The organism is Enterobacter sp. 22452, assembly GCF_052045065.1.
GTDB lineage: Bacteria > Pseudomonadota > Gammaproteobacteria > Enterobacterales > Enterobacteriaceae > Enterobacter > Enterobacter mori.
Genome location: NZ_JBQEOB010000005.1, coordinates 318,133 through 340,484 on the forward strand (window position 1 = coordinate 318,133; position 22,352 = coordinate 340,484).

General features: G+C 54.6%; 22 protein-coding genes, 1 tRNA gene and 2 pseudogenes. 17 read left to right on the top strand and 8 right to left on the bottom strand.

The window, feature by feature from the left end; all coding sequences use genetic code 11:
* Positions 1–83: 83 nt before the first annotated feature.
* Positions 84–1,550, top strand: a complete 1,467-nt coding sequence (locus tag ACTJJA_RS16585) for an MFS transporter (RefSeq protein WP_440668704.1) — start codon at positions 84–86, stop codon at positions 1,548–1,550.
* A gap of 40 nt (positions 1,551–1,590) precedes the next feature.
* Here the strand turns inward: ACTJJA_RS16585 and ACTJJA_RS16590 are convergent, their stop codons facing one another.
* On the bottom strand, positions 1,591–2,013 hold the full coding sequence (locus ACTJJA_RS16590; protein WP_440668705.1) for a MarR family winged helix-turn-helix transcriptional regulator: 423 nt from the start codon (positions 2,011–2,013) through the stop codon (positions 1,591–1,593).
* A gap of 148 nt (positions 2,014–2,161) precedes the next feature.
* Between ACTJJA_RS16590 and ACTJJA_RS16595 the strand changes: the two genes are divergently transcribed.
* The 9 genes from ACTJJA_RS16595 (at position 2,162) to ureG (ending at position 8,803) form a co-directional block, all read left to right on the top strand.
* On the top strand, positions 2,162–3,175 hold the full coding sequence (locus ACTJJA_RS16595; RefSeq protein ID WP_420984244.1) for an alpha/beta hydrolase: 1,014 nt from the start codon (positions 2,162–2,164) through the stop codon (positions 3,173–3,175).
* 148 nt (positions 3,176–3,323) lie between these two features.
* Positions 3,324–4,151 carry an urease accessory protein UreD gene (locus tag ACTJJA_RS16600; RefSeq protein ID WP_440668706.1) on the top strand — a complete coding sequence of 276 codons (828 nt, stop codon included), beginning with the start codon at positions 3,324–3,326 and terminating at the stop codon, positions 4,149–4,151.
* A gap of 10 nt (positions 4,152–4,161) precedes the next feature.
* Positions 4,162–4,464, top strand: a complete 303-nt coding sequence (locus ACTJJA_RS16605) for an urease subunit gamma (RefSeq protein WP_006811999.1) — start codon at positions 4,162–4,164, stop codon at positions 4,462–4,464.
* A 10-nt stretch (positions 4,465–4,474) separates the two neighbouring features.
* On the top strand, positions 4,475–4,789 hold the full coding sequence (locus tag ACTJJA_RS16610; protein ID WP_440668707.1) for an urease subunit beta: 315 nt from the start codon (positions 4,475–4,477) through the stop codon (positions 4,787–4,789).
* The gene (ureC, locus tag ACTJJA_RS16615; RefSeq protein ID WP_440668708.1) at positions 4,782–6,485 is read left to right on the top strand and encodes an urease subunit alpha; all 1,704 of its coding nucleotides are present in this window, start codon (positions 4,782–4,784) and stop codon (positions 6,483–6,485) included. The genes ACTJJA_RS16610 and ureC overlap by 8 nt, the downstream gene beginning before the upstream one ends.
* Before the next feature lie 9 nt (positions 6,486–6,494).
* The gene (gene ureE, locus ACTJJA_RS16620; RefSeq protein ID WP_440668709.1) at positions 6,495–6,953 is read left to right on the top strand and encodes an urease accessory protein UreE; all 459 of its coding nucleotides are present in this window, start codon (positions 6,495–6,497) and stop codon (positions 6,951–6,953) included.
* Between the two features lie 9 nt (positions 6,954–6,962).
* Positions 6,963–7,502 carry a HupE/UreJ family protein gene (locus ACTJJA_RS16625; RefSeq protein WP_029741751.1) on the top strand — a complete coding sequence of 180 codons (540 nt, stop codon included), beginning with the start codon at positions 6,963–6,965 and terminating at the stop codon, positions 7,500–7,502.
* Positions 7,502–8,176: an urease accessory protein UreF gene (locus ACTJJA_RS16630; RefSeq protein ID WP_440668710.1), complete on the top strand. Its 675-nt coding sequence runs from the start codon at positions 7,502–7,504 to the stop codon at positions 8,174–8,176. Before ACTJJA_RS16625 ends, ACTJJA_RS16630 begins: the two co-directional genes overlap by 1 nt.
* Before the next feature lie 9 nt (positions 8,177–8,185).
* Complete coding sequence (ureG, locus tag ACTJJA_RS16635; RefSeq protein WP_014071813.1) at positions 8,186–8,803, top strand: urease accessory protein UreG; 618 nt, start codon at positions 8,186–8,188, stop codon at positions 8,801–8,803.
* A 62-nt stretch (positions 8,804–8,865) separates the two neighbouring features.
* On the opposite strand, the gene tsaD is transcribed toward ureG, so the two are convergent.
* The gene (tsaD, locus tag ACTJJA_RS16640) at positions 8,866–9,879 is read right to left on the bottom strand and encodes a tRNA (adenosine(37)-N6)-threonylcarbamoyltransferase complex transferase subunit TsaD (RefSeq protein WP_010435734.1); all 1,014 of its coding nucleotides are present in this window, start codon (positions 9,877–9,879) and stop codon (positions 8,866–8,868) included.
* A gap of 236 nt (positions 9,880–10,115) precedes the next feature.
* Here tsaD and rpsU point away from each other — a divergent pair, with 236 nt between their 5' ends.
* The 5 genes from rpsU (at position 10,116) to ACTJJA_RS16665 (ending at position 17,527) form a co-directional block, all read left to right on the top strand.
* A complete protein-coding gene (gene rpsU, locus ACTJJA_RS16645) occupies positions 10,116–10,331 on the top strand; it encodes a 30S ribosomal protein S21 (protein WP_001144069.1) in 216 nt (71 codons plus the stop codon).
* Positions 10,332–10,446: 115 nt separating this feature from the next.
* A complete protein-coding gene (gene dnaG, locus ACTJJA_RS16650; RefSeq protein ID WP_440668711.1) occupies positions 10,447–12,192 on the top strand; it encodes a DNA primase in 1,746 nt (581 codons plus the stop codon).
* Between the two features lie 244 nt (positions 12,193–12,436).
* Positions 12,437–14,308, top strand: a complete 1,872-nt coding sequence (rpoD, locus tag ACTJJA_RS16655) for an RNA polymerase sigma factor RpoD (RefSeq protein WP_260662717.1) — start codon at positions 12,437–12,439, stop codon at positions 14,306–14,308.
* 161 nt (positions 14,309–14,469) lie between these two features.
* Positions 14,470–15,519: a 7-bladed beta-propeller protein YncE gene (gene yncE, locus ACTJJA_RS16660; RefSeq protein WP_440668712.1), complete on the top strand. Its 1,050-nt coding sequence runs from the start codon at positions 14,470–14,472 to the stop codon at positions 15,517–15,519.
* Between the two features lie 10 nt (positions 15,520–15,529).
* Positions 15,530–17,527, top strand: a complete 1,998-nt coding sequence (locus tag ACTJJA_RS16665) for a TonB-dependent receptor domain-containing protein (protein ID WP_440668713.1) — start codon at positions 15,530–15,532, stop codon at positions 17,525–17,527.
* Positions 17,528–17,557: 30 nt separating this feature from the next.
* Here the strand turns inward: ACTJJA_RS16665 and mug are convergent, their stop codons facing one another.
* The gene (mug, locus tag ACTJJA_RS16670; protein WP_100166453.1) at positions 17,558–18,064 is read right to left on the bottom strand and encodes a G/U mismatch-specific DNA glycosylase; all 507 of its coding nucleotides are present in this window, start codon (positions 18,062–18,064) and stop codon (positions 17,558–17,560) included.
* A gap of 124 nt (positions 18,065–18,188) precedes the next feature.
* Between mug and ACTJJA_RS16675 the strand changes: the two genes are divergently transcribed.
* Positions 18,189–18,264, top strand: a tRNA-Ile gene (locus tag ACTJJA_RS16675).
* A gap of 171 nt (positions 18,265–18,435) precedes the next feature.
* On the opposite strand, the gene ACTJJA_RS16680 is transcribed toward ACTJJA_RS16675, so the two are convergent.
* Positions 18,436–19,119 (bottom strand): outer membrane protein, encoded by a 684-nt coding sequence (locus ACTJJA_RS16680; protein WP_440668714.1) that lies wholly within the window; start codon positions 19,117–19,119, stop codon positions 18,436–18,438.
* 340 nt (positions 19,120–19,459) lie between these two features.
* On the opposite strand from ACTJJA_RS16680, the pseudogene ACTJJA_RS16685 reads away from it, so the two are divergent.
* Positions 19,460–19,834, top strand: a pseudogene (locus ACTJJA_RS16685) (SymE family type I addiction module toxin); the annotation flags it as partial.
* Between the two features lie 166 nt (positions 19,835–20,000).
* Here ACTJJA_RS16685 and ACTJJA_RS16690 read toward each other — a convergent pair.
* From ACTJJA_RS16690 to ACTJJA_RS16705, 4 genes and pseudogenes are all read right to left on the bottom strand, one after another.
* On the bottom strand, positions 20,001–20,573 hold the full coding sequence (locus tag ACTJJA_RS16690) for a hypothetical protein (RefSeq protein ID WP_440668715.1): 573 nt from the start codon (positions 20,571–20,573) through the stop codon (positions 20,001–20,003).
* Positions 20,574–20,791: 218 nt separating this feature from the next.
* Complete coding sequence (locus ACTJJA_RS16695) at positions 20,792–21,058, bottom strand: hypothetical protein (protein ID WP_440668716.1); 267 nt, start codon at positions 21,056–21,058, stop codon at positions 20,792–20,794.
* Positions 21,059–21,442: 384 nt separating this feature from the next.
* Positions 21,443–21,643 (bottom strand): hypothetical protein, encoded by a 201-nt coding sequence (locus ACTJJA_RS16700; protein ID WP_072207571.1) that lies wholly within the window; start codon positions 21,641–21,643, stop codon positions 21,443–21,445.
* Between the two features lie 3 nt (positions 21,644–21,646).
* Positions 21,647–22,336, bottom strand: a pseudogene (locus tag ACTJJA_RS16705) (hypothetical protein); the annotation flags it as partial.
* Positions 22,337–22,352: the final 16 nt, after the last annotated feature.

Consider the following 22,352-nt stretch of genomic DNA (forward strand, 5'->3'; position numbering starts at 1 on the left):
ATGCCTTATAACCAAATGTGATTTTGGTCACCTTCTGCCTGTGGTAACTGTTAGAGACACAACACAACCACACAAAAAGAAAAATGGCAGAAATCACAGATACAACTCCCCTTTCAACGGCAGGAAGCACCCCGGATGGCGACATCAAGTGGGTGCGCAGCGCATCGGACGTTTCACGTCTGGTTAACGACGGCTCTCAGGGCCGGGCCAACGCCCGTATCGTGGTCGGTATCGCGCTGGGCGGTATTTTCCTCGACGCGTACGATCTCGGCGCACTGGCGTTTGGCATCAAGGACATTACCCGCGAATTCAATTTAACCCCTGCAGGCACAGGGATGGTGGCGTCGGCCATTACCTTTGGTGCCATCGTCGGGGCGCTGCTCGGCGGCTATCTCACGGATAAAATCGGGCGCTACCGCGTGTTTATGGCCGATATGGTCTTCTTTGTCGTCGCCGCTATCGCCTGTGCGCTGGCTCCGAACGAATATGTGCTGGCGGGCGCGCGCTTTGTGATGGGGCTCGGCGTGGGGATCGACCTTCCCGTGGCGATGGCGTTTCTCAGCGAGTTCGCCAGACTGAAAGGGCCGGGAAACAAAGCTTCCAGCGTCGCGATGTGGTGCCCTACCTGGTATGCGGCCATCAGCGTCTCCTACCTGCTGGTGCTATTCTTCTACGCCGTGCTGCCGGAAAACCACAGCGACTGGCTCTGGCGCCTGATCCTCGGCTTTGGCGCGGTGCCCGCGCTGGTGATAATCGGCATTCGCAGCCGCTACATGAGCGAGTCTCCGGTCTGGGCGGCGAATCAGGGCAACCTGAAAGAGGCGGCATCCATTTTGCGGCAGTCGTACAACATCAACGCCCACGTGCCGCAGGATGCCCTTGACCAGCCCGCGCCGGTGGTTAACAAGGCAAAATGGTCGAACTACCTCAACCTGTTCCGGGGCATTTATCTGCGGCGTACCACCCTCGCCACGCTGCTGTCGGTGGTCTCCTCGTTTGCCTACAACGCCGTGGCCTTTGGCCTGCCGGTGATTATTTCAAGCTTCTTCGTGCAGTCGATGCTCACCACCATTTTGATCTCGCTGGTGCTTAACCTGCTGTTTGCGTTTGTTGGCGGATTACTGGCGGTGCGCTATGTTCCACGCTTCGGCGCGTGGCGGATGTCGCTCGCGGGCTATGCCTGCCAACTTGTGGCGCTGCTCGGGCTGGCGCTGATAGGCCGACCGGAAGGTGCCTCTGAAGGCGTGCTTGCTGTTTCGATGCTGGCGCTATTCCTGTTCGGTCAGGGCTTTGGCCCGGGTGCGCATACCATGACGTTTGCGTCATTGAGCTACCCGACCTCGCTGCGCGGCGTGGGCGTGGGTCTCAACCAGACGCTAATGCGCAGCAGCTCGACGCTGTCGCTATTCCTGTTCCCGCTGCTGGTTGCTTCGCTGGATACCGCCGTGTTCTGGGTGATTGCACTGGCACCGTTTATCGGCCTGGCGTCGCTGCTGGCGATCCGCTGGGAGCCGTCCGGGTATGATGTGGATGCGGAGGATTATCGGTAACGACAGGTCACTTCGGTGGGTTCCTCCCACCGAAGGGCACTTATAAATCGTCCAGCAGAGTTCGGGAGAGTTTTTTTAGCATCTCAAGCTCATCATCATTCATCCGCATACTGCAACGAATCTGGTCCGGCAGCGCCATCACCTGTTGTTTCAGTGCGTTAGCTTTTTCTGTCAGAACGACATTTTTCATCCTTTCATCCCCCACAACCGCGATACGGTTGAGAAATCCTTTTGCCTCAAGCTTTTGTACAAGCGGGGTCAATGTGCCCGAATCAAAAAACGTCTTATCGCTGAGATCGCGAAGTGGGATGTTGTCTTTCTCATAAAGCGCCATCAAAACAACGAATTGCGGATAGGTCAGATCCATCTCCTGCAGTAAGGGGCGATACTGGCGAACGAACGCATTGGTAACCGAGTAGAGCGAGAAGCAAAGTAAATCATCTAGCGTTTTGTTTTCTTTCATTTTTCTATCAACCCCGACTCTGTTGTCTAAAAATAATTATAAATAACGTTTGACTAAAAGTATCTTGCGCGCAAGTATTATATCGACAATTAAGTAGCGCGCTACTTAGTTATCTTATCCGTTCAAACACGTTTAAAGAGGTATCGTCATGAAAACATTAACCGCCATCCTGGTTTCTTCCGTCTTCGCGTCAGCCGCGGCATCCGCTCAAACCACCAATACCCCTACCCCGACCGCAGGCGTACAGGCATTTCTCAATGTTTTGAATTCTGGCAAGGGTAAACCAATGGAACAGATGACCCCTCAGGAAGCCCGCCAGGTACTGATCGGCGCGCAGCAAGGCGCAAAACTGCCGCCCGCTCAGGTTTCTGAAAAAACGATCCAGGTTAATGGCCAGGCGATCAAACTGAAAATAGTGAAACCTGAAAATGCCAGCGGCACGCTCCCGGCATTTATGTTCTTCCACGGCGGCGGCTGGGTGCTGGGTGATTTCCCAACCCATGAGCGTTTAATCCGCGACCTCGTTCGTGCGTCGGGTGCCGCAGCGGTTTACGTTGATTACACACCATCACCTGAGGCCCATTTCCCGGTGGCCATTCATCAGGCCTTTGAAGCGACAAAATGGGTAGCCGAGCACGGTCAGGAAATTGGCGTGGACGGTAGCCGTCTGGGTCTGGTCGGTAACAGCGTGGGCGGCAATATGGTGGCTTCCGTAGCGCTACAGGCAAAACAATTTAATGGGCCAAAAATTCGCTACAACGTCATGCTCTGGCCTGTGACCGATGCGAATTTTGATACTGCCTCGTATAACCAGTTCGAGAACGGCTATTTCCTGTCGAAAAACATGATGAAATGGTTCTGGGACAACTACACCACCAACGCAGCCGATCGCAACAATATCCTTGCCTCTCCGCTTCGCGCCAGCGCCGCGCAGTTGAAAGGCTTCCCGGAGACGCTGATTCAGACAGCAGAGCTGGACGTACTGCGGGATGAAGGTGAGGCATTCGGGCGTAAACTGGATGCGGCTGGCGTCCCGGTGACCGTCACGCGCTATAACGGCATGATCCACGATTACGGCCTGCTCAATCCACTGAGCGAAGAGCCTACGGTCAAGGTTGCCCTGGAACAGGCTGGCGCAGCGCTGCATGAGCACCTGAAATAACGGCATCGCGATGTTTGTCAGACAGCACGCCTCCCGGGCGTGCTTTTTTGTTTCGTCTTAACCGCCATCCATAAGCGACTCATATGACAGCCTTCATTTCCGCCAGGGCATACTGAAACGACCCCGATGATGAGCAGATGGATGCAGCATGTTAGCAGCTCAGGTCACTGATAATTCATACAAAGGCTGGCAGGCATCGCTTGCTCTGCAGTTTTGTCACACCCCTGAGAAAACCCTCCTGTACTCCGCTCATCACGTCGGGCCGCTCAGCGTTCAGCGTCCGTTTTACCCCGAAGGGGAAACCTGCCACCTTTATCTGCTTCACCCGCCCGGCGGGATTGTGGGCGGCGATACGCTGGACATTTCCGTTCGGCTGAACGCCAACAGCCACGCGCTTATTACCATGCCCGGCGCCAGCAAGTTCTATCGCAGCAGCGGCCCGCAGGCCCGTCTGAGCCAGCACTTTTATCTCGATGATGGATCCACGCTCGAGTGGCTGCCGCAGGACACCATTGTCTTTCCCGGCGCGAATGCCGCGCTGCGTTCCGTCTTCCACCTGAAGGCCTCCAGCACGCTGCTGGCGTGGGAGCTGTACTGCCTGGGGCGCCCGGTGATCGGTGAGACCTTCAGCCACGGTACGCTGGAGAGCCGCCTTGAGGTGTGGGTAGATGACGAGCCGCGCCTGATTGAGCGCCAGCATCTTAGCGACGGCGATCTCACGCCCGTCGCCGGGCATCCGTGGCTCGGCACGCTGCTGTTCTATCCGGCTGCCGATGATCACCTCGACGCGGTGCGCGAGCGGCTCGCGCCACTGGAAAATTATGCCGGGGCAACGCTCACCGATGGCCTGCTGTCGGTGCGTTTTCTCTCCCACGACAACCTGATTTGCCAGCGGGTGATGCGCGATATCTGGCAGTCGCTTCGCCCGCTCCTCACTACCAAAACCGCCTGTTCGCCGCGTATCTGGCAGACATAAGAGAAACGTTATGGAACTGACCCCCAGAGAAAAAGACAAGCTGTTGCTGTTTACCGCCGCGCTGGTTGCCGAACGCCGCCTTGCCCGCGGGGTAAAGCTCAACTACCCGGAATCGGTCGCGCTGATCAGCGCCTTCATTATGGAAGGCGCGCGCGATGGCGAAACCGTCGCCTCGCTGATGGAGGCGGGCCGCCACGTCCTGAGGCGCGACCAGGTAATGGAGGGCGTCCCGGAGATGATCCCGGATATTCAGGTGGAAGCCACCTTCCCGGACGGCTCCAAGCTCGTCACCGTCCACAATCCAATCGTCTAAGGAGCGCGTGATGATCCCAGGCGAATATCAGATCAAACCGGGCAATATCAGCTTTAACGTCGGACGGGAAACCCAAAGCGTGGTTGTCGAAAACCACGGCGACAGGCCCATTCAGGTCGGATCGCACTACCACTTTTACGAGGTCAATCCGGCGCTGAAGTTCGATCGGGAAGCCACAAAGGGCTACCGACTGAACATCCCGGCGGGCACCGCCGTGCGCTTCGAGCCCGGCCAGAAGCGGGAAGTGACGCTGGTGCAGGCCGCGGGTGCGCAGCGGATTTTCGGTTTTCGCGGTGACGTGATGGGAGAGGTGAAACATGGCTGAGATTTCACGCCGGGCGTATGCCGATATGTTCGGCCCCACCACGGGGGATAAAGTCCGGCTGGCCGATAGCGAGCTGTGGATCGAAGTGGAGGACGATCTCACGATCTACGGCGAAGAAGTCAAATTCGGCGGCGGGAAGGTGATCCGCGACGGCATGGGCCAGGGGCAGATGACCGCTGACGCCTGCGTGGATCTGGTTCTCACCAACGCGCTGATCGTCGATCACTGGGGGATCGTGAAGGCCGATATCGGCGTCAAGAACGGGCGGATCTTCGCCGTGGGCAAAGCCGGGAACCCGGACATTCAGCCCGGCGTGACGATCCCGATTGGTGCGGCAACGGAAGTGATTGCCGCCGAGGGGAAGATCGTCACCGCTGGCGGGATCGACACCCACATCCACTGGATCTGCCCGCAGCAGGCGGAAGAGGCGCTGGTCTCCGGCGTCACCACCATGATCGGTGGCGGCACCGGACCGGCGGCGGGCACCAACGCCACCACCTGTACGCCAGGACCGTGGTATATCGCCCGCATGCTGCAGGCTGCCGATACGCTGCCGGTGAATATCGGCCTGCTCGGCAAAGGTAACGGCTCCAACCCGAACGCCCTGCGCGAGCAGATTGCCGCCGGTGCTATCGGGCTGAAAATTCACGAAGACTGGGGCGCGACGCCTGCGGCGATCAACTGCTCGCTGGAGGTCGCTGACGAGATGGATATTCAGGTGGCGTTGCACAGCGACACGCTGAACGAATCCGGTTTTGTCGAAGACACGCTGGCGGCTATAGGCGGGCGAACCATCCACACTTTCCACACCGAAGGGGCGGGCGGCGGCCACGCGCCGGATATTATCACCGCCTGTGCACACCCGAATATTCTGCCCTCCTCCACCAATCCGACGCTGCCCTACACGGTCAATACCATCGACGAGCATCTCGACATGCTGATGGTCTGCCACCACCTTGACCCGGATATCGCCGAGGACGTGGCGTTTGCGGAATCCCGCATTCGTCGAGAAACCATCGCCGCTGAAGACGTGCTGCACGACATCGGCGCGTTCTCGCTCACCTCGTCAGATTCGCAGGCCATGGGCCGCGTCGGGGAAGTGATTATCCGCACCTGGCAGGTGGCGCACCGCATGAAGGTCCAGCGCGGCGCGCTGCCGGAAGAGACCGGCGAGAACGACAACTTCCGCGTGAAGCGCTACGTCGCCAAATACACCATTAACCCGGCGCTCACCCACGGCATTGCCCACGAAGTCGGTTCGATTGAGGCGGGCAAGCTGGCGGATCTGGTGGTCTGGTCCCCGGCGTTCTTCGGCGTGAAGCCTGCCACCATCGTCAAGGGCGGGATGATTGCCTGCGCGCCGATGGGCGATATCAACGCCTCGATCCCCACGCCGCAGCCGGTGCATTACCGGCCGATGTTTGGATCGCTGGGTGCCGCGCGCCACGCCACCCGGCTGACGTTTATCTCGCAGGCCGCCAGTGCGAACGGCATCCCGCAGCAGCTCAACCTGCAGAGCGCTACCGCGGTAGTGAAAGGCTGCCGGACGGTGAAAAAGGCGGACATGATCCACAACGGCCTGCAGCCGAATATCACCGTCGACTCACAAACCTACGAGGTGCGCGTCGACGGTGAACTGATAACCAGCGAACCGGCTGACGTTCTGCCGATGGCGCAACGCTATTTCCTGTTTTGAGGAGTGATGATGATCTATTTAACCCAACGTCTGGACCATGCCCACCCCGTCACCGCCAGCGTCACGCTGCCGATTGACGTTCGGGTGAAAAGCCGCGCCCGCGTATCGCTGAACGACGGCCGCGAAGCCGGACTGATGCTGCCGCGCGGCCTGTTGCTGCGCGGGGGCGACCTGCTGACTACTGACGACGGTAGCGAGATTGTCGAGGTGATCGCCGCCCCGGAGTCGGTTTCCGTGGTGCGCTGCGCCGATCCGTTCCTGCTCGCCCGCGCCTGCTACCACCTGGGCAACCGCCACGTACCGCTGCAGATCATGCCCGGCGAGCTGCGCTATCACCACGACCACGTTCTCGACGACATGCTGCGCCAGTTCGGGCTGGAAGTGGCCTACGCCAGCCTGCCGTTTGAACCGGAAGCGGGCGCTTACACCAGCGATGCCCACAGCCACTCTCACGCTCATTCACATTAAGGATTCATCATGCGTAAGTATTTACCTCTGCTGCTTCTGGCCTTTTCCGTTCCCGCACTCGCCCACCCCGGCCACGGCACCGACAGTTTTCAGGCCGGTTTTCTCCATCCGCTAACCGGGCTCGATCACCTGCTGATGCTGACCGGTGCGGGCGTGCTCTCGGCGCTGAGCGGACGCAAACTCCTGCTGCCGTTTGCCACCCTCGGGATGATGCTTGTCGGTGCGATTGCGGGTAGCCTGCTCGGCGGCTTCAGCGGCATGGAGATGCTGATTATCGCCTCGCTGGCGGTATCCGGCGTGATGATGTTTAAAACTGAAAACCGCCTGCTGCTGGCGGTGCCTGCCCTGGCGATGTTCCACGGCTGGGCGCACGGCGTGGAGATGTCCGGCCACAGCTTCTGGCTCTTCACCAGCGGCTTTATGCTGGCCAGCGCCACGGTGCTGTGCGCCAGCTTTGCCGCGGGGCTGCTTCTGCGTCGTCACGACGGCCTGCGTAAAACCTTCGGCGGCGGGCTGATCGTCTCCGCCCTGCTGGCGCTGATGAGCTGATGGAGCTCGCCCGTCAGCGGCTACGCCTGATGCAGCTCTCCAGCAGCAGCCTGCCGGTCGGGTCGTTTACCTGGTCGCAAGGGCTGGAGTGGGCCGTTGAGGCTGGCTGGGTCATGGATGCCGACGCCTTTAAACGTTGGCAAATCCAGCAGATGGAGCAGAGCTTTTTCTGCGTCGATCTGCCGCTGTTTGTCCGGCTGTACCGGGCCTGTGAACAAGACGATCTGGCGGCGGCAAAACGCTGGACGGCATACCTTCTCGCCTGCCGGGAAACGCGCGAGCTGCGAGAAGAAGAGCGAAATCGCGGGGCGGCCTTTACGCGACTGATTAAGAGCTGGGAGCCGGATTGTCCCCCCGAATGGCTGCCGCTGTTTATACAAAGCCAACTCTGCGGCATGGCCTGGCTCGGCGTGCGCTGGGGCATTAGCGTGCGCGAGCTGGCGCTGAGCCTTGGCTACAGCTGGATAGAGAGCGCGGTGATGGCGGGCGTCAAGCTGGTGCCGTTTGGGCAACAGGCCGCACAGCAGCTGATTATCGAACTGAGCGACGACTACGCCGCTGGTTTTGAACAGGCATTTTTACGTCGCGACGACGCGCTGGGGGCAGCAACGCCGCTGTCCGCCATTGCCTCCGCGCGCCACGAAACCCAATATTCACGACTATTTCGTTCCTGAGGAGTCAATATGGCTGATTACAAACATCCCCTGCGCGTGGGCGTGGGCGGCCCGGTAGGGTCGGGCAAAACCGCGCTGCTGGAAGCGCTCTGCAAGGCGATGCGCGATACCTATCACCTGGCGGTGGTGACCAACGATATCTACACCAAAGAGGATCAGCGCATCCTGACCGAGGCGGGCGCGCTGGAGCCGGAGCGCATCGTGGGCGTGGAGACGGGCGGCTGTCCGCATACCGCCATCCGCGAAGACGCCTCAATGAACCTGGCGGCGGTGGAAGCGTTAAGCGAGAAGTTCGGCAATCTGGATCTGATCTTCGTTGAAAGCGGCGGCGACAACCTGAGCGCGACCTTCAGCCCGGAGCTGGCGGATCTGACCATTTACGTGATCGACGTGGCCGAAGGGGAAAAAATCCCGCGCAAGGGTGGACCGGGGATCACCAAATCCGATTTTCTGGTGATCAACAAAACCGATCTCGCACCGTACGTGGGGGCGTCGCTGGAGGTGATGGAGCGCGACACCAACCGCATGCGCGGCGAGCGTCCGTGGACGTTTACCAACCTGAAAGCGGGTGATGGTCTGGCAACGATTATTGCGTTTCTGGAAGAGAAAGGGATGTTGCGGGTGTAGTGCGGGTTATTGCACGTGGATGTTGTAGGCCCGGTAAGCGCAGCGCCACCGGGCAAAAAAACTCACGCCTCTGGCAGTTCCGCCAGCGGCCAGCGCGGACGCACGGACACGCTCAGGTCGGACGTTGCGCCCGCATTCAGGCGCACCATACCCGCGTAAGCGATCATCGCGCCGTTATCGGTACAGAACTCCGGACGCGCATAGAACACTTCTCCACGACGCTTTTGCATCATCTCGGCGAGCTTCGCGCGCAGCGTACGGTTAGCGCTCACGCCACCCGCCATCACCAGACGCTTAAAGCCGGTCTGATCCAGGGCGCGCTTGCACTTGATCATCAGCGTATCCACCACCGCATCTTCAAACGCACGGGCGATGTCGGCACGCGTCTGCTCGTCGTTATCATTATTGCGGATAGTATTGGCCGCGAAGGTTTTCAGCCCGGAGAAGCTGAAGTCCAGCCCCGGACGGTCGGTCATCGGGCGCGGGAAGACAAAGCGCCCTTCCGTTCCCTGCGACGCCATTTTTGACAGCATCGGGCCACCCGGGTAATCCAGCCCCAGCAGCTTGGCGGTTTTATCGAAGGCTTCACCGGCGGCATCGTCGATCGACTCGCCCAGCAGCTCGTACTTGCCAATGCCCGTTACGCTAATCAGCTGCGTATGGCCGCCGGAGACCAGCAGCGCCACAAACGGGAATTCAGGCGGATTCTCTTCCAGCATCGGCGCCAGAAGGTGCCCTTCCATATGGTGAACCGGGATCGCCGGCACATCCCACGCGAACGCCAGCGAACGGCCAACCGTTGCGCCAACCAGCAGCGCGCCAACCAGGCCCGGGCCTGCGGTATACGCCACTGCATCAATCTCTTTTGCCGTTAATCCCGCTTCTTTCAGCGCCGCCTGAATCAGGGGAACCGTTTTACGCACGTGGTCACGAGAGGCCAGTTCAGGTACGACGCCGCCGTAGTCAGCGTGTAATTTCACCTGACTATACAGCTGGTTGGCCAGAAGCCCTTTTTCGTCGTCGTAAATGGCGATGCCGGTTTCATCGCAGGATGTTTCAATACCCAGTACACGCATGACTTGTTTTACCTCGTTTCAATACCGCGCAGTGTAGAGCCTGGGCGGGTTGATGTAAAACTTTGTTCGCCCCAGGAAGAAGGCTCGTGTATACTCCTCACCCTTATTAAAGTCCCTTTCAAAATCGCATCGGTGCTTTACAAAGCAGCAGCATTTGCAGTAAAATTCCGCACCATTTTGAAATAAGCTGGCGTTGATGCCAGCGGCAAACCGAATTTATTAAAGGTGAGAGTTACATGCCGGTAATTAAAGTACGTGAAAACGAGCCGTTCGACGTAGCACTGCGTCGCTTCAAACGTTCATGCGAGAAAGCAGGTGTTCTGGCTGAAGTTCGTCGTCGTGAGTTTTATGAAAAACCAACGACCGAACGTAAGCGCGCTAAAGCTTCCGCTGTGAAACGTCACGCGAAGAAACTGGCTCGCGAAAACGCACGCCGTACTCGTCTGTACTAATTGGTTGAGGGCCTCAGCCCTCAATTGACAGACAGAGTAATAGTCGTAAGGCCGTGCTTCCGGAAGGAATGCGCGGCTTGTTTTCGTTTATAAGTCGCTTAAAATTTTGGGGCATATGGCCGGAAGAATCCCACGCGTTTTCATCAATGACCTGCTTGCCAGAACCGACATCGTCGATCTCATCGACGCGCGGGTAAAGCTAAAAAAGCAGGGCAAGAACTACCATGCGTGCTGTCCGTTCCATAACGAAAAAACCCCCTCCTTCACCGTAAACGGTGAAAAGCAGTTCTACCATTGCTTCGGCTGTGGCGCACACGGTAATGCCGTCGATTTTTTGATGAACTACGACAAGCTCGAGTTCGTTGAAACCGTCGAAGAGCTGGCGGCGATGCATAACCTTGAAGTGCCGTATGAAGCAGGCAGTGGACCAAGTCAGATCGAGCGCCATCAACGGCAAACGCTGTATCAACTGATGGATGGCCTGAATTCGTTTTATCAACAGTCTCTTAAGCACTCTGCGGCTGAGCCTGCGCGTCAGTATCTGAACAAGCGCGGACTGAGCGACGATGTCATTACGCGTTTCGCTATTGGTTACGCCCCGCCCGGCTGGGACAACGTGTTAAAGCGTTTTGGCGGCAATAGCGAAGATCGTAAGTCTCTCATCGATGCAGGCATGCTGGTCACCAACGACCAGGGACGAAGCTACGACCGCTTCCGTGAACGGGTGATGTTCCCGATCCGCGACAAGCGAGGCCGGGTAATTGGTTTTGGTGGTCGCGTGCTGGGTGATGCCCTGCCGAAGTACCTCAACTCCCCGGAAACCGATATTTTCCATAAGGGCCGCCAGCTGTACGGTCTTTATGAGGCGCAGCAGGATAATGCGGAACCTCCGCGTCTGCTGGTCGTCGAAGGCTATATGGACGTCGTGGCGCTGGCGCAGTACGACATCAACTACGCGGTTGCGTCGTTAGGTACGTCCACGACTGCCGATCATATTCAGCTGCTGTTCAGGGTGACCAACAACGTCATCTGCTGTTACGACGGTGACCGCGCAGGACGTGACGCCGCCTGGCGAGCGCTGGAAACCGCGCTACCTTATATGACCGATGGGCGTCAGCTACGCTTTATGTTTCTGCCCGACGGTGAAGACCCGGATACGCTGGTGCGTAAAGAGGGCAAAGCGGCGTTTGAAGCGCGGATGGAGCAGGCTCAGCCACTCTCCACGTTTTTGTTTAACAGCCTGATGCCGCAGGTCGATTTGAGTACCCCTGACGGGCGCGCGCAGCTCAGTACGCTGGCGCTGCCGTTAATCAGCCAGGTGCCCGGCGAAACGCTGCGCATCTATCTGCGTCAGGAGCTAGGCAACAAGCTCGGCATTCTGGACGATAGCCAGCTTGAACGTTTAATGCCTAAACAGGCTGAAAACGGTGCGGTTCGCGCCGCGCCTCAGCTAAAACGCACAACCATGCGTATACTGATAGGGTTACTGGTGCAAAACCCCGAGCTTGCTCCGCAAGTGCCGTCGCTGGCGGGTTTGAACCACGAAAAATTGCCCGGACTTGGCTTATTTTCAGAACTGGTCAACACTTGTTTGTCTCAGCCAGGTCTGACCACCGGACAACTTTTAGAACATTATCGCGGCACAAAAGAGGCCGCTACCCTTGAAAAATTGTCGATGTGGGACGATATAGCAGATAAGGACATTGCAGAAAAAACGTTCACCGACTCACTCAACCATATGTTTGATTCGATGCTTGAGTTGCGCCAGGAAGAGTTGATAGCTCGCGAGCGCACACACGGTTTGAGCAGCGAAGAACGCCGGGAGCTCTGGATGATTAACCAGGAACTGGCAAGAAAATAAGTGAAAGACAAAATCATTCGCGTTGTATCAAGGCAGCAAGCGAACGAATTCCTGGGAGTGTACATAAGTACATGACCAGGATGAGAGAACGCAGCTAACGCAGAGACAACGTGAAGGATGAAGTATTTAACGGCTTAAGTGCCGAATATCGATCGGGAAGCCCCCGGCAGCCGCACTGAGAGGCAGCGGCAAAAATATAAGTACGCCCTCGCTTTAAAGGTTGGCAGCCCCATCGCCGACACCAATCAAACGAAATAAGTGTGGATACCGTCTTATGGAGCAAAACCCGCAGTCACAGCTGAAACTTCTTGTCCAACGCGGTAAGGAGCAAGGCTATCTGACCTATGCCGAGGTCAATGACCATCTGCCGGAAGATATCGTCGATTCAGATCAAATCGAAGACATCATCCAAATGATCAATGACATGGGTATTCAGGTGATGGAAGAAGCACCGGATGCCGATGATCTGTTGCTGGCTGAAACCTCCAACAACACTGACGAAGATGCGGAAGAAGCTGCTGCACAGGTACTGTCCAGCGTGGAATCTGAAATCGGGCGTACCACTGACCCGGTCCGCATGTACATGCGCGAAATGGGTACCGTTGAACTGTTGACCCGCGAAGGCGAAATTGACATCGCTAAACGCATCGAAGACGGGATCAACCAGGTTCAGTGTTCTGTTGCTGAATACCCGGAAGCCATCACCTATCTGCTGGAACAGTACGATCGCGTTGAAGCTGAAGAAGCTCGCCTGTCCGATCTGATCACCGGCTTTGTCGATCCGAACGCTGAAGAAGATATGGCGCCTACCGCCACTCACGTCGGTTCAGAACTGTCTCAGGAAGAGATGGATGACGACGAAGACGAAGATGAGGAAGAAGAAGACGACAGCGACGACGACAACAGCATCGACCCTGAGCTGGCACGTGAGAAGTTCGGTGAGCTGCGTACCCAGTACGAAGTCACGCGTGACACCATCAAAGCGAAAGGCCGCAGCCATGCTGCCGCTCAGGAAGAGATCCTGAAGCTGTCTGAAGTGTTCAAACAGTTCCGCCTGGTGCCAAAACAGTTCGATTACCTGGTGAACAGCATGCGCGTCATGATGGATCGCGTGCGTACCCAGGAACGTATCATCATGAAGCTGTGCGTTGAACAGTGCAAAATGCCGAAGAAGAACTTCATTACCCTCTTCACCGGCAACGAAACCAGCGAGACCTGGTTCAACGCGGCTATCGCGATGAACAAACCGTGGTCAGAAAAACTGCATGATGTGAAAGACGATGTGCAGCGCGGCCTGATGAAACTTCAGCAGATCGAAGAAGAAACTGGCCTGACCATTGAGCAGGTAAAAGACATTAACCGTCGTATGTCCATCGGCGAAGCGAAAGCTCGCCGTGCGAAGAAAGAGATGGTTGAAGCGAACTTGCGTCTGGTTATCTCTATCGCCAAGAAATACACCAACCGTGGTCTGCAGTTCCTGGATCTGATTCAGGAAGGCAACATCGGTCTGATGAAAGCGGTAGATAAGTTTGAATACCGTCGTGGTTACAAGTTCTCTACCTATGCGACATGGTGGATCCGTCAGGCGATCACCCGCTCTATCGCAGACCAGGCGCGCACCATCCGTATTCCGGTGCATATGATTGAGACCATCAACAAGCTCAACCGTATCTCCCGCCAGATGCTGCAAGAGATGGGCCGCGAGCCGACGCCGGAAGAGCTGGCTGAACGCATGCTGATGCCGGAAGACAAGATCCGTAAAGTGCTGAAGATCGCCAAAGAGCCAATCTCCATGGAAACACCAATCGGTGATGATGAAGATTCGCATCTGGGTGATTTCATCGAGGATACCACCCTCGAGCTGCCGCTGGACTCTGCCACCACCGAGAGCCTGCGTGCTGCCACGCACGACGTCCTGGCTGGCCTGACCGCCCGTGAAGCAAAAGTACTGCGTATGCGTTTCGGTATCGATATGAATACCGACCACACGCTGGAAGAAGTGGGTAAACAGTTCGACGTTACCCGCGAACGTATCCGTCAGATCGAGGCGAAGGCGCTGCGTAAGCTGCGTCATCCAAGCCGCTCTGAAGTGCTGCGTAGCTTCCTGGACGACTAATCTGTCCTGACAGCAAAAACTCCCTGCGGGGAGTTTTTTTTTGGGATTTTCTACCGAGAGTACAAAAATTAGTAGGGGTGACCGCTTACATATGCAATTGTAAATGATATTTATTTTCATTATCATTTTTCTTTTCGTAAACTACTGTAAAGAAAAATTACATGAATTTCAAAACATTAAAAAATCGGTCCCTCTGTGCGCTCGCGATTTCCCTGTCACTTCACGCGGGTTCTGTTTTGGCAAAGGACTTCACGGAAGATCAGTTTACCTCTCAGCCGCTGGGTCACGGCGTTTACGAACTGGCTTATGACGCTGGACAAAAGGCAGTCTACGCGGCCTCTGCCCCCTCTTTCGAGAAAGACAAAACCGCCGGTGAAGTGTTCCAGCTTGCGGTCGATTCACTAAACGTTAATGAGCGCATTACTACCCAGCGCCGCCCGTTTGCGGTTTCACTGGATGATGCCAATCATATCCTGTGGTTAGGCAACGCGCTTGATGGCTCAGTGACACTGTTGGATACCCGCACCAACAAAGAAGTGAAAACCCTCCAGCTTACGGACGCTGAGAATAAAGCACACGTCCGCGAAGTGGTTCTTGATAAGAAACACCACCGCCTGTATGTCTCCGGCATCGGCAGCGAAGGCAAAGGCGTGCTGTGGGTCGTCGACACGCAAAAACAGACGTTGCTGCTGACCCACAAACAGATGGATCCGGTCGGTTTTGCGGTCGATGAAGCAGGCGATAAAGTTTACGCTGTGACCGGCAAAGGCGAGCTCATTACCCTGGATGGCAAAACCTCTCAGGTTCTCTCCCGCGTGAAGATTGACCCCGCTGAACCTAAACACTACTTCCTGAACATCGCGTTGAACACCGCCAAAGGCGTTGGTTTTATTGCGGATACCAACACCCGTGACGTGCTGGTTGTCCAGCTTGACTCCGGCAAAATTGTTCATCGCGTTCCAACACCGAACTCTATTGCCGCGGTCTACAACCCTGCGCGCGATGAAGTGTATGTTACCCATCGCAATGCCCGTCAGATAAGCGTTATCGATGCCAACACCTACAGCCTGAAACACACCGTCACAACCGCGGCGATGCCAAACAGCATGGTGCTTTCCCCTGACAACAAAACGCTGTTCGTCAGCGTGAAACAGGATGAAAAGGCCAACAAGGCTGACTATGTGCTCAAACTCGATTTAACCCCATTCTGAGGAGTGCGACGTGATGAACCAGACACGAACGGCGCTGGCGATGTCGCTCGCCCTCGCCACCCTTCCTGCGGCAGTTTTCGCCGAGGAAGCTACCCCGGCAGATGAAGATCAGCTTGTCGTCACCGCCACCGGTTTCGCGCAGGAACGCCGCGAAGCACCGGCCACCATCTCTGTCGTCGGTGAAAAAGAGCTTAACACCCGGTCGAACCAGAACGTCACCGAGGCGCTTCGTGAGATGCCCGGTGTATTAGTGGGCAACGGTAACGGAAGCCTGGCAACGGGTGATGTGCAGATGCGCGGCATGGACTCGACCTATACCTCTTACATGGTGAACGGCATCAAACAGGGCACCCGCGAATCCCGCCCTTACGGGCACCACATCGGCACCGAAGCGGCCTTTTTGCCTCCGCTTGCCGCTATCGAGCGCATTGAGGTGATCCGTGGGCCGATGTCCTCCCTGTATGGCTCTGACTCCATTGGCGGCGTGGTGAACGTCATCACCAAAAAAGGCTACAACCTGGATGCATGGACCGGCGTACTGGAAGATAACTACTTCCTGCAGGAGAAGAGCGAGTACGGCAACACCAACCAGACCAACGCTTTTCTGATGGGGCCGATTATTCCCGGCAAACTCGGGGTGAGCGTGGCGGCGGATTATCTGGACCGTCGCGATGACGACAGCCAGAACGATGAGCGCTTTGTAAAGCACCAGGCCGGAAATCTGGACGCGACCATCAACATGTCGCCGACCGACACCCAACTTTGGGATTTAAATGTCGTTAAAGGGCATCAGGAAAAATCACACAACGATAAAGCCTGGGAATGGGATTTTGACCGCGATGCGGCGTCGCTTTCTCAGCACGCCTGGTACGGTGACGATTTGCTGGAAGCGAAGAACTTCGTCAGCTACGAGAACGCCGAAACCGAATATCGCGTTCCGGGGATGAGCTCGCAGTTCATCAAACAGCGTAACTACGAGGCCAATAGCGCGAACACCTTTACGCTTGGCGATCACAAGCTAACGCTGGGGATTAACTTCACCCGCAACGAGCTGAACGACACCTTCGGTATTGCAGACAAAGAAGTGCCGGGCGTCACGCCAGTCAGCAAAATCACGCGTAACGGCTGGGCGGTCTTCGCCGAAGACGCCTGGATGATGGTGCCTGACTTCACCCTCACTGCCTCAGCACGTCTCGATCACGACAGCTATTTTGGCTACCACGTGACGCCAAAACTCTACGGTAACTGGACGATTGATGAAAGCTGGGCGCTGAAAGGTGGCGTCTCTGCGGGCTATAAAAAACCGGATCTGCGCCAGAACAACGAAGGCTTCACCAGCGTTTACGGTTCGTATCCTTATTCCTATATTGGCATCGGTAACAACGACCTGAAGCCGGAGCAAAGCGTCAACACCGAACTGGGCGTCTACTGGCAAGAGGACGCGCTGGCATTGGATGCCACCGTGTTCTTCACCAAATTTAAAGACAAGATCAGTGACTACACCATCTGTACCGCAACGGCTACGCAGAAGTGTGTGTACAACGGCTATGAAGCGGAAGAGGTCTCCCAGTACTTCAACGTCAGCGACGCGGAAATTTATGGTCTGGAGCTGAACGGTGACTGGCAGGTCACGCCCGCGCTGAAGGCTAACGCGAACTACACCTATACTCATAGCGAGCAAAAGAGCGGTCAGTACAAGGGTGAAGCGCTGAACGAATTCCCGAGCAGCATGGCAAACCTCTCCCTGACGTGGAACGCGCTTAACGATCTTGAGCTGTGGACCAAAGCCAGCTGGCGCAGCAACACGCCGAACACCGGGAAATCGACATCCACAGAGGCCTATGCGCTGGTTGATTTAGGCGCACGCTACCATCTCAACAAGCGCATCACGCTGATGGCGGGGGTCTACAACCTGTTCGACGTGAACCCGATCTACAAAACGTCCTATAACCAGTCTTCCCTGCTGGAAGGACGCCGCTACAACATGGGCGCACGCTTCGAGTTCTGACAGTGCTGCCGGAGCCTCTGGCTCCGGCAGCTACAGCCCGCGCACCATCAGCGCCTCATCCAGTTCGCGATAGGCTTCAACCAGCTTATCCAGCGTTGCCCTGTTTAACCCGCTTGGGTTTGGCAGCACCCACACCTGCGTTACGCCGATGCTAATGCTCTGTTTACCCCACTGCGCGCCTCGCTGGCTAAATGCCTGCTCGTAAGCCTGCTTGCCGAGGATAGCCAGCGCAGCGGGCTGATAATCCTCTATTTTCTTGACCAGTTCCCGCCCGCCGCTGCGTAGTTCATGCAGATTGACCTCGGTTGCCTGCACCGTAGGACGCTCGACCAGCATGGTGATCCCACAGCGCGTATCCAGCAGGTGTTGCTCCTCTTCTGGCTTGAGTAGCCTGTCGGTAAAACCTGCCTGATAGATCACCTTCCAGAAGCGATTTCCCGGATGAGCGAAGTGAAAACCGGTGTGCGCCGAGGATTTCCCCGGGTTGATACCGCAAAATACTACCCGCAGGCCAGGGGCCAGAATGTCGTTAATCATCTTTACTCCCACTGATACGTCGTTATGGAAGTATAAAGGATTGATTATGCATTGTTTATAAAAACAGCAGGCAGGAGTGAATGGCTGGATTGCTGCGGGGAGTTACTTTATAATTCACCGCCACGGCCCCTTAGCTCAGTGGTTAGAGCAGGCGACTCATAATCGCTTGGTCGCTGGTTCAAGTCCAGCAGGGGCCACCAAATTTTAGCTGTAGAATCATATAAAAAAGCCACTCTAGCGAGTGGCTTTTTTGTTTATCAATTTTGGCGTGGCGATAAGATAACGTCGAGACGCCAACTAAGCACAAAAAAGCCAACCCCGCATCAACGCGGCGTTGGCCCTGTTTTTAAAGCAGTGACAATATCAACAGGTTAAAAGACATAGCGCATGCCAAGGGTAAATTCATTAGAAACAATGTGCGCTTTCATTTGCTCATCTTTTAAGCCACGCGCGTTGGTAAAGTTGTTATATCCGCTTTCGATCTTACCCATATCGATATAACGGTAGCCCAAATCAACATACAGACGCTCAACCGGCATATAGCTGACGCCTGCACCTAACGCGTAGGTCAAATTGCTTTGGGTGGTAGACGCATATTCACGACCTGCATTACCCTGCCAGCCGCCCGCTTTGATCTTACTCACACCCACCCCTGCGGTACCGTACACGGAAACACCGTAACCCAGCTCATAATCGCGATACACGTTAAGCATCAGACGCTCGGTTTCAGTCTGCAGGTAGTTATAGCTGTTGGCGAACGTGCTGGAACCGCTGGTGTATTCCGTTTTCTGCTTAAAGGTGTACTCACCTTCGGTGCGCCAACCGTTACCAAACTGATAGCCCGCAGCAATCGCCGCGCCGCCAAAATGCTCTTTTTCTTTACCGCCGACGAACTGCCCGACACCCGGGCGCGCGCTGGTATCCATCTCTTTCGCACGCTGTTCAATCTGCAGGTATTTTGCAGAAGCGTAATAGCCTTCTTCAGTATTTGCCGCCATAACGGTCATCGAGATTATCGCGATCGGCAGGGCTACAAAAATCGCTTTCATATTCATCTACACTCCGTTGAAAAATTATTCCGCTCGTCGAACCCTCGTTCGCCGATGCCAGGAAAACACAGTCAGTGAGGCGAATCATATGCAGTCCCGAAAGGGCAAACTATTAGGATGAATACGCGTTTAACCTGGTAATTTTACGTAGGGATTTGTCTCGATTTTTACTCTATTTTTTGCTATTTCAATCAGTTACCGGTGATTAGGGAGCGCCGTAAGGATAGACAGTACGAAATAGCCGTCATTGGTATCGAGTAAGGCAACGGTAGACGAATAAATTTCCTGAAGCTGCCTCGAATTCTCCATAATTAACTTTTTATCATCTACTGAATTTTATTTAGTCCGCGATCTAATATGCAAAAATGATATTCGCCGTTTGCACGGGAACCGGACTGATGCTGCCCCCATTCATCCCCGTGCGGAAACGCAGGAAGACAGTTCAGCCTGTTGTGAGCTTTATTCACGGGTGGACTGTCGATACCTTCCCCTTAGCGGCAAATGGCTCGCTAATGCAGGTTTTATCAACGGCATGCCAGTCAAAACCCGGGTGATGAAGGATTGTATTGTTATTACGCCGCAACATACGCGTGAGTTATGGGGATGTCTTGAAGGTATGAGTGTGGTGAATATTAATAAAAAGAAAGTGGCTCAGTGGTTAAAGACGTTTCCGGGAGCGTTGAATTATCTGGGGGATGTGCCGGTGATAAATCGAGGGTAAATAACGTTTAAAAAATAAAATCCCGGTGTTAAAACCGGGATTGGATAACTTAATATAGATGCTACTTTTTAAGCAAGCGCGGGAGTTGATTATTTAACTCAAGGATACAGGCATCCATATACTTCTGGGTTTCAACAGTCACCTTCTTATAATTCTCACGTTCCCATTATGACAGATTCGCTTCCACAGGAGTTGGGGAACATTCAGCTACAGTATAAGCAGAAAACATATTCCCACCCTCAGGTTTTTTATAGAAAAGCACCTTATATTTCAGCTGATAAACGGGAGTGGTTGCCGTAGCATCTTTAAAGATCAATGCCCAGGTAGCATGGCCAATATAGAGTTGCTCTTTATAAACATACCCGTTGGATTGGGAGTCCATCCATTTACTGATAGTTTTCTTTGCAGCTTCAGCGAGATAGGTATCAGTAGGGTTTTTGATCGACTCGATGATTTCCCCTTTATAATTTTCTTTATCAAAACTGCTGGAATTTATATTTCCGGTTAACACAGACAAAACGGCCAGCCCTTTTCCTACAGCGTTATGAGTCGGGGTAACTACGCGTAGTGAATTATCTGCGATACGATTATTATTAAGGTCTGCCTGTGCTGACACAGCCATAATATCAATCGAACTACCATTTGAAGAGGTTACTTTTTCAGGTTTTATTTTGCTGGCACACCCCGTTAGCGCTACAACGAATAGTAAAGTAGTTGCTGTGAATTTTGTAACTTTCATTTTCTTTCCTTGAGATAAAATAATGAAGGAGAATATCCTTCTACTTGCTTACGCTTTCCGCTCTTTCGTACTTAGTTCAGGCCTAATTCGTTCCCCCCTGCTTCCTGCAATATCTACTACCGTTAAACGCCGAAAATTTGCAGTGTTCAAGCGCAGAAACGGGGATTCTGAGTAAAGCCTGATAGAACGTTCCCGACTCGACGGCCGGAATCATTCACTCAACGATACCGTTCAGAAATATTTTGTAACTGCATATCTAAGGACCAATTTTCTGGTTTATTTTTCTTTCTGAACCAGTTAGCACCACTGTCGAGCCATTTTTGTCTGTAGCGTTTGATCGACTCCAAATTCATATCTTCATACCCAAACTCAACACCACAACAGTCACATATGTCATAACTTGGTATTTGACCATCTTCCCCCCAAGGAGGATCTAACTGTTCAGTGCCACATACTCGACATACATAAAATTCATTATTGTGCATTAAACTAGTCCAGGTTCGATTTGTATCCATAATCAGCAGGGTCCGGCTTAAACATTGTCTTAGGAACTCCATCTGTCGTTTTAACAGCAAAAGTATTTGTTGTTCGGTTGTAATACAACGTCTCCCCGTTAGAACGTGTTTTAGTAAACCCATCCGCCCCGCCGATATGCGCCTGTTTGCCCGCAGCAAGACTGAAGTTATCGCCCGTCGAGAACAAAGCACTGAAACTTTCGCTCTGGCCCTGCGCCTGAACGGCAACTTTCTGGCAGAGGCGTGATTCAGCACCGACACGCCGGCCACGGTCAGCATGGAACAAGGAAGACTAGTGATCGAGCCGGTTGGCTGACGGATAAAAGGATCCCGGCCCGGTAGCCGGGATCCTTTTTAAGCGATCATATTGTCTAAAATACGGCCTATTTCATTAAGTAATGTACAGACTTCTTCTTTAGAAGCCCCTATTCTGGTTCCAAACTCAGGAACAGAGATACCATTACAAATCTCATTCAAAGCTGAATTCAGGATTAATAGCTCATTCTCACCAATAGTTAATTGAGCTTGTTTACCTGCAACAGATATTACGTCCATTCATCACCTCAAATTATCAAAGTATGCCCTACCGTTTACCGGTCTAAAAGCCGTTCCGCCATCAGATGCTTTCGGATTACGAATTACAACAGTACCTGTAGATTGATCCCAATAAGCCGAACGACCATTACTCAACTCTTTGATAGACGTAGGATTCTTAACAACATTTTCAATGTGTTGTGCAAACTGAGCCCTTGTTCTTATACCCAAGCCAGTAAACTCTCCTTGCTGAAGGACGTGTTTCTCAAAAGCATGCCCTCCCGCAATTTCTTTGCCGACTAATTCAGAATTTAAATTTTCCCCATTCGTTGAACTATGGGCTTCATTGTTCCGAGCATTCTCCTCATCCTGCGGCTCCCAGCCGCTCGGCATGCCTGAACCCGCACCGCCCAGTTCAGCTTTCTCACCATCCGTCAGATCCTTGCCGATATTCGGATTCGAAGCACTCCCGGAACCATACTTATCCTGAAGCGAGCTGAGATACTTACTGGTGATCTCATCATTACCCATCATTTCCAGGGTAACAAGGTGATCCAGTTCATCAGCAGTCAGTTTGTCGGCAAGCGTTTTCGCCACGGAGCCGGTAATACCGCCCTTGACCCCGATTTCCAGCAACTTCTCTGCAATCTTCGTCCGGCACGGCGCTGCAACCGCGCAGCCTCTGGCAACCAGTGCCAGCGAGTTATTCTCAACCTCAAATCCCGCCGAC

Excerpts from the sequence above, each read along its gene's own strand:
- ACTJJA_RS16585 (WP_440668704.1), top strand. The coding sequence starts at position 84 with ATGGCAGAAATCACAGATACAACTCCCCTTTCAACGGCAGGAAGCACC.
- ACTJJA_RS16590 (WP_440668705.1), bottom strand. The coding sequence starts at position 2,013 with ATGAAAGAAAACAAAACGCTAGATGATTTACTTTGCTTCTCGCTCTAC.
- ACTJJA_RS16595 (WP_420984244.1), top strand. The coding sequence starts at position 2,162 with ATGAAAACATTAACCGCCATCCTGGTTTCTTCCGTCTTCGCGTCAGCC.
- ACTJJA_RS16600 (WP_440668706.1), top strand. The coding sequence starts at position 3,324 with ATGTTAGCAGCTCAGGTCACTGATAATTCATACAAAGGCTGGCAGGCA.
- ACTJJA_RS16605 (WP_006811999.1), top strand. The coding sequence starts at position 4,162 with ATGGAACTGACCCCCAGAGAAAAAGACAAGCTGTTGCTGTTTACCGCC.
- ACTJJA_RS16610 (WP_440668707.1), top strand. The coding sequence starts at position 4,475 with ATGATCCCAGGCGAATATCAGATCAAACCGGGCAATATCAGCTTTAAC.
- ureC (WP_440668708.1), top strand. The coding sequence starts at position 4,782 with ATGGCTGAGATTTCACGCCGGGCGTATGCCGATATGTTCGGCCCCACC.
- ureE (WP_440668709.1), top strand. The coding sequence starts at position 6,495 with ATGATCTATTTAACCCAACGTCTGGACCATGCCCACCCCGTCACCGCC.
- ACTJJA_RS16625 (WP_029741751.1), top strand. The coding sequence starts at position 6,963 with ATGCGTAAGTATTTACCTCTGCTGCTTCTGGCCTTTTCCGTTCCCGCA.
- ACTJJA_RS16630 (WP_440668710.1), top strand. The coding sequence starts at position 7,502 with ATGGAGCTCGCCCGTCAGCGGCTACGCCTGATGCAGCTCTCCAGCAGC.
- ureG (WP_014071813.1), top strand. The coding sequence starts at position 8,186 with ATGGCTGATTACAAACATCCCCTGCGCGTGGGCGTGGGCGGCCCGGTA.
- tsaD (WP_010435734.1), bottom strand. The coding sequence starts at position 9,879 with ATGCGTGTACTGGGTATTGAAACATCCTGCGATGAAACCGGCATCGCC.
- rpsU (WP_001144069.1), top strand. The coding sequence starts at position 10,116 with ATGCCGGTAATTAAAGTACGTGAAAACGAGCCGTTCGACGTAGCACTG.
- dnaG (WP_440668711.1), top strand. The coding sequence starts at position 10,447 with ATGGCCGGAAGAATCCCACGCGTTTTCATCAATGACCTGCTTGCCAGA.
- yncE (WP_440668712.1), top strand. The coding sequence starts at position 14,470 with ATGAATTTCAAAACATTAAAAAATCGGTCCCTCTGTGCGCTCGCGATT.
- mug (WP_100166453.1), bottom strand. The coding sequence starts at position 18,064 with ATGATTAACGACATTCTGGCCCCTGGCCTGCGGGTAGTATTTTGCGGT.
- ACTJJA_RS16680 (WP_440668714.1), bottom strand. The coding sequence starts at position 19,119 with ATGAATATGAAAGCGATTTTTGTAGCCCTGCCGATCGCGATAATCTCG.
- ACTJJA_RS16690 (WP_440668715.1), bottom strand. The coding sequence starts at position 20,573 with ATGAAAGTTACAAAATTCACAGCAACTACTTTACTATTCGTTGTAGCG.
- ACTJJA_RS16695 (WP_440668716.1), bottom strand. The coding sequence starts at position 21,058 with ATGCACAATAATGAATTTTATGTATGTCGAGTATGTGGCACTGAACAG.
- ACTJJA_RS16700 (WP_072207571.1), bottom strand. The coding sequence starts at position 21,643 with ATGGACGTAATATCTGTTGCAGGTAAACAAGCTCAATTAACTATTGGT.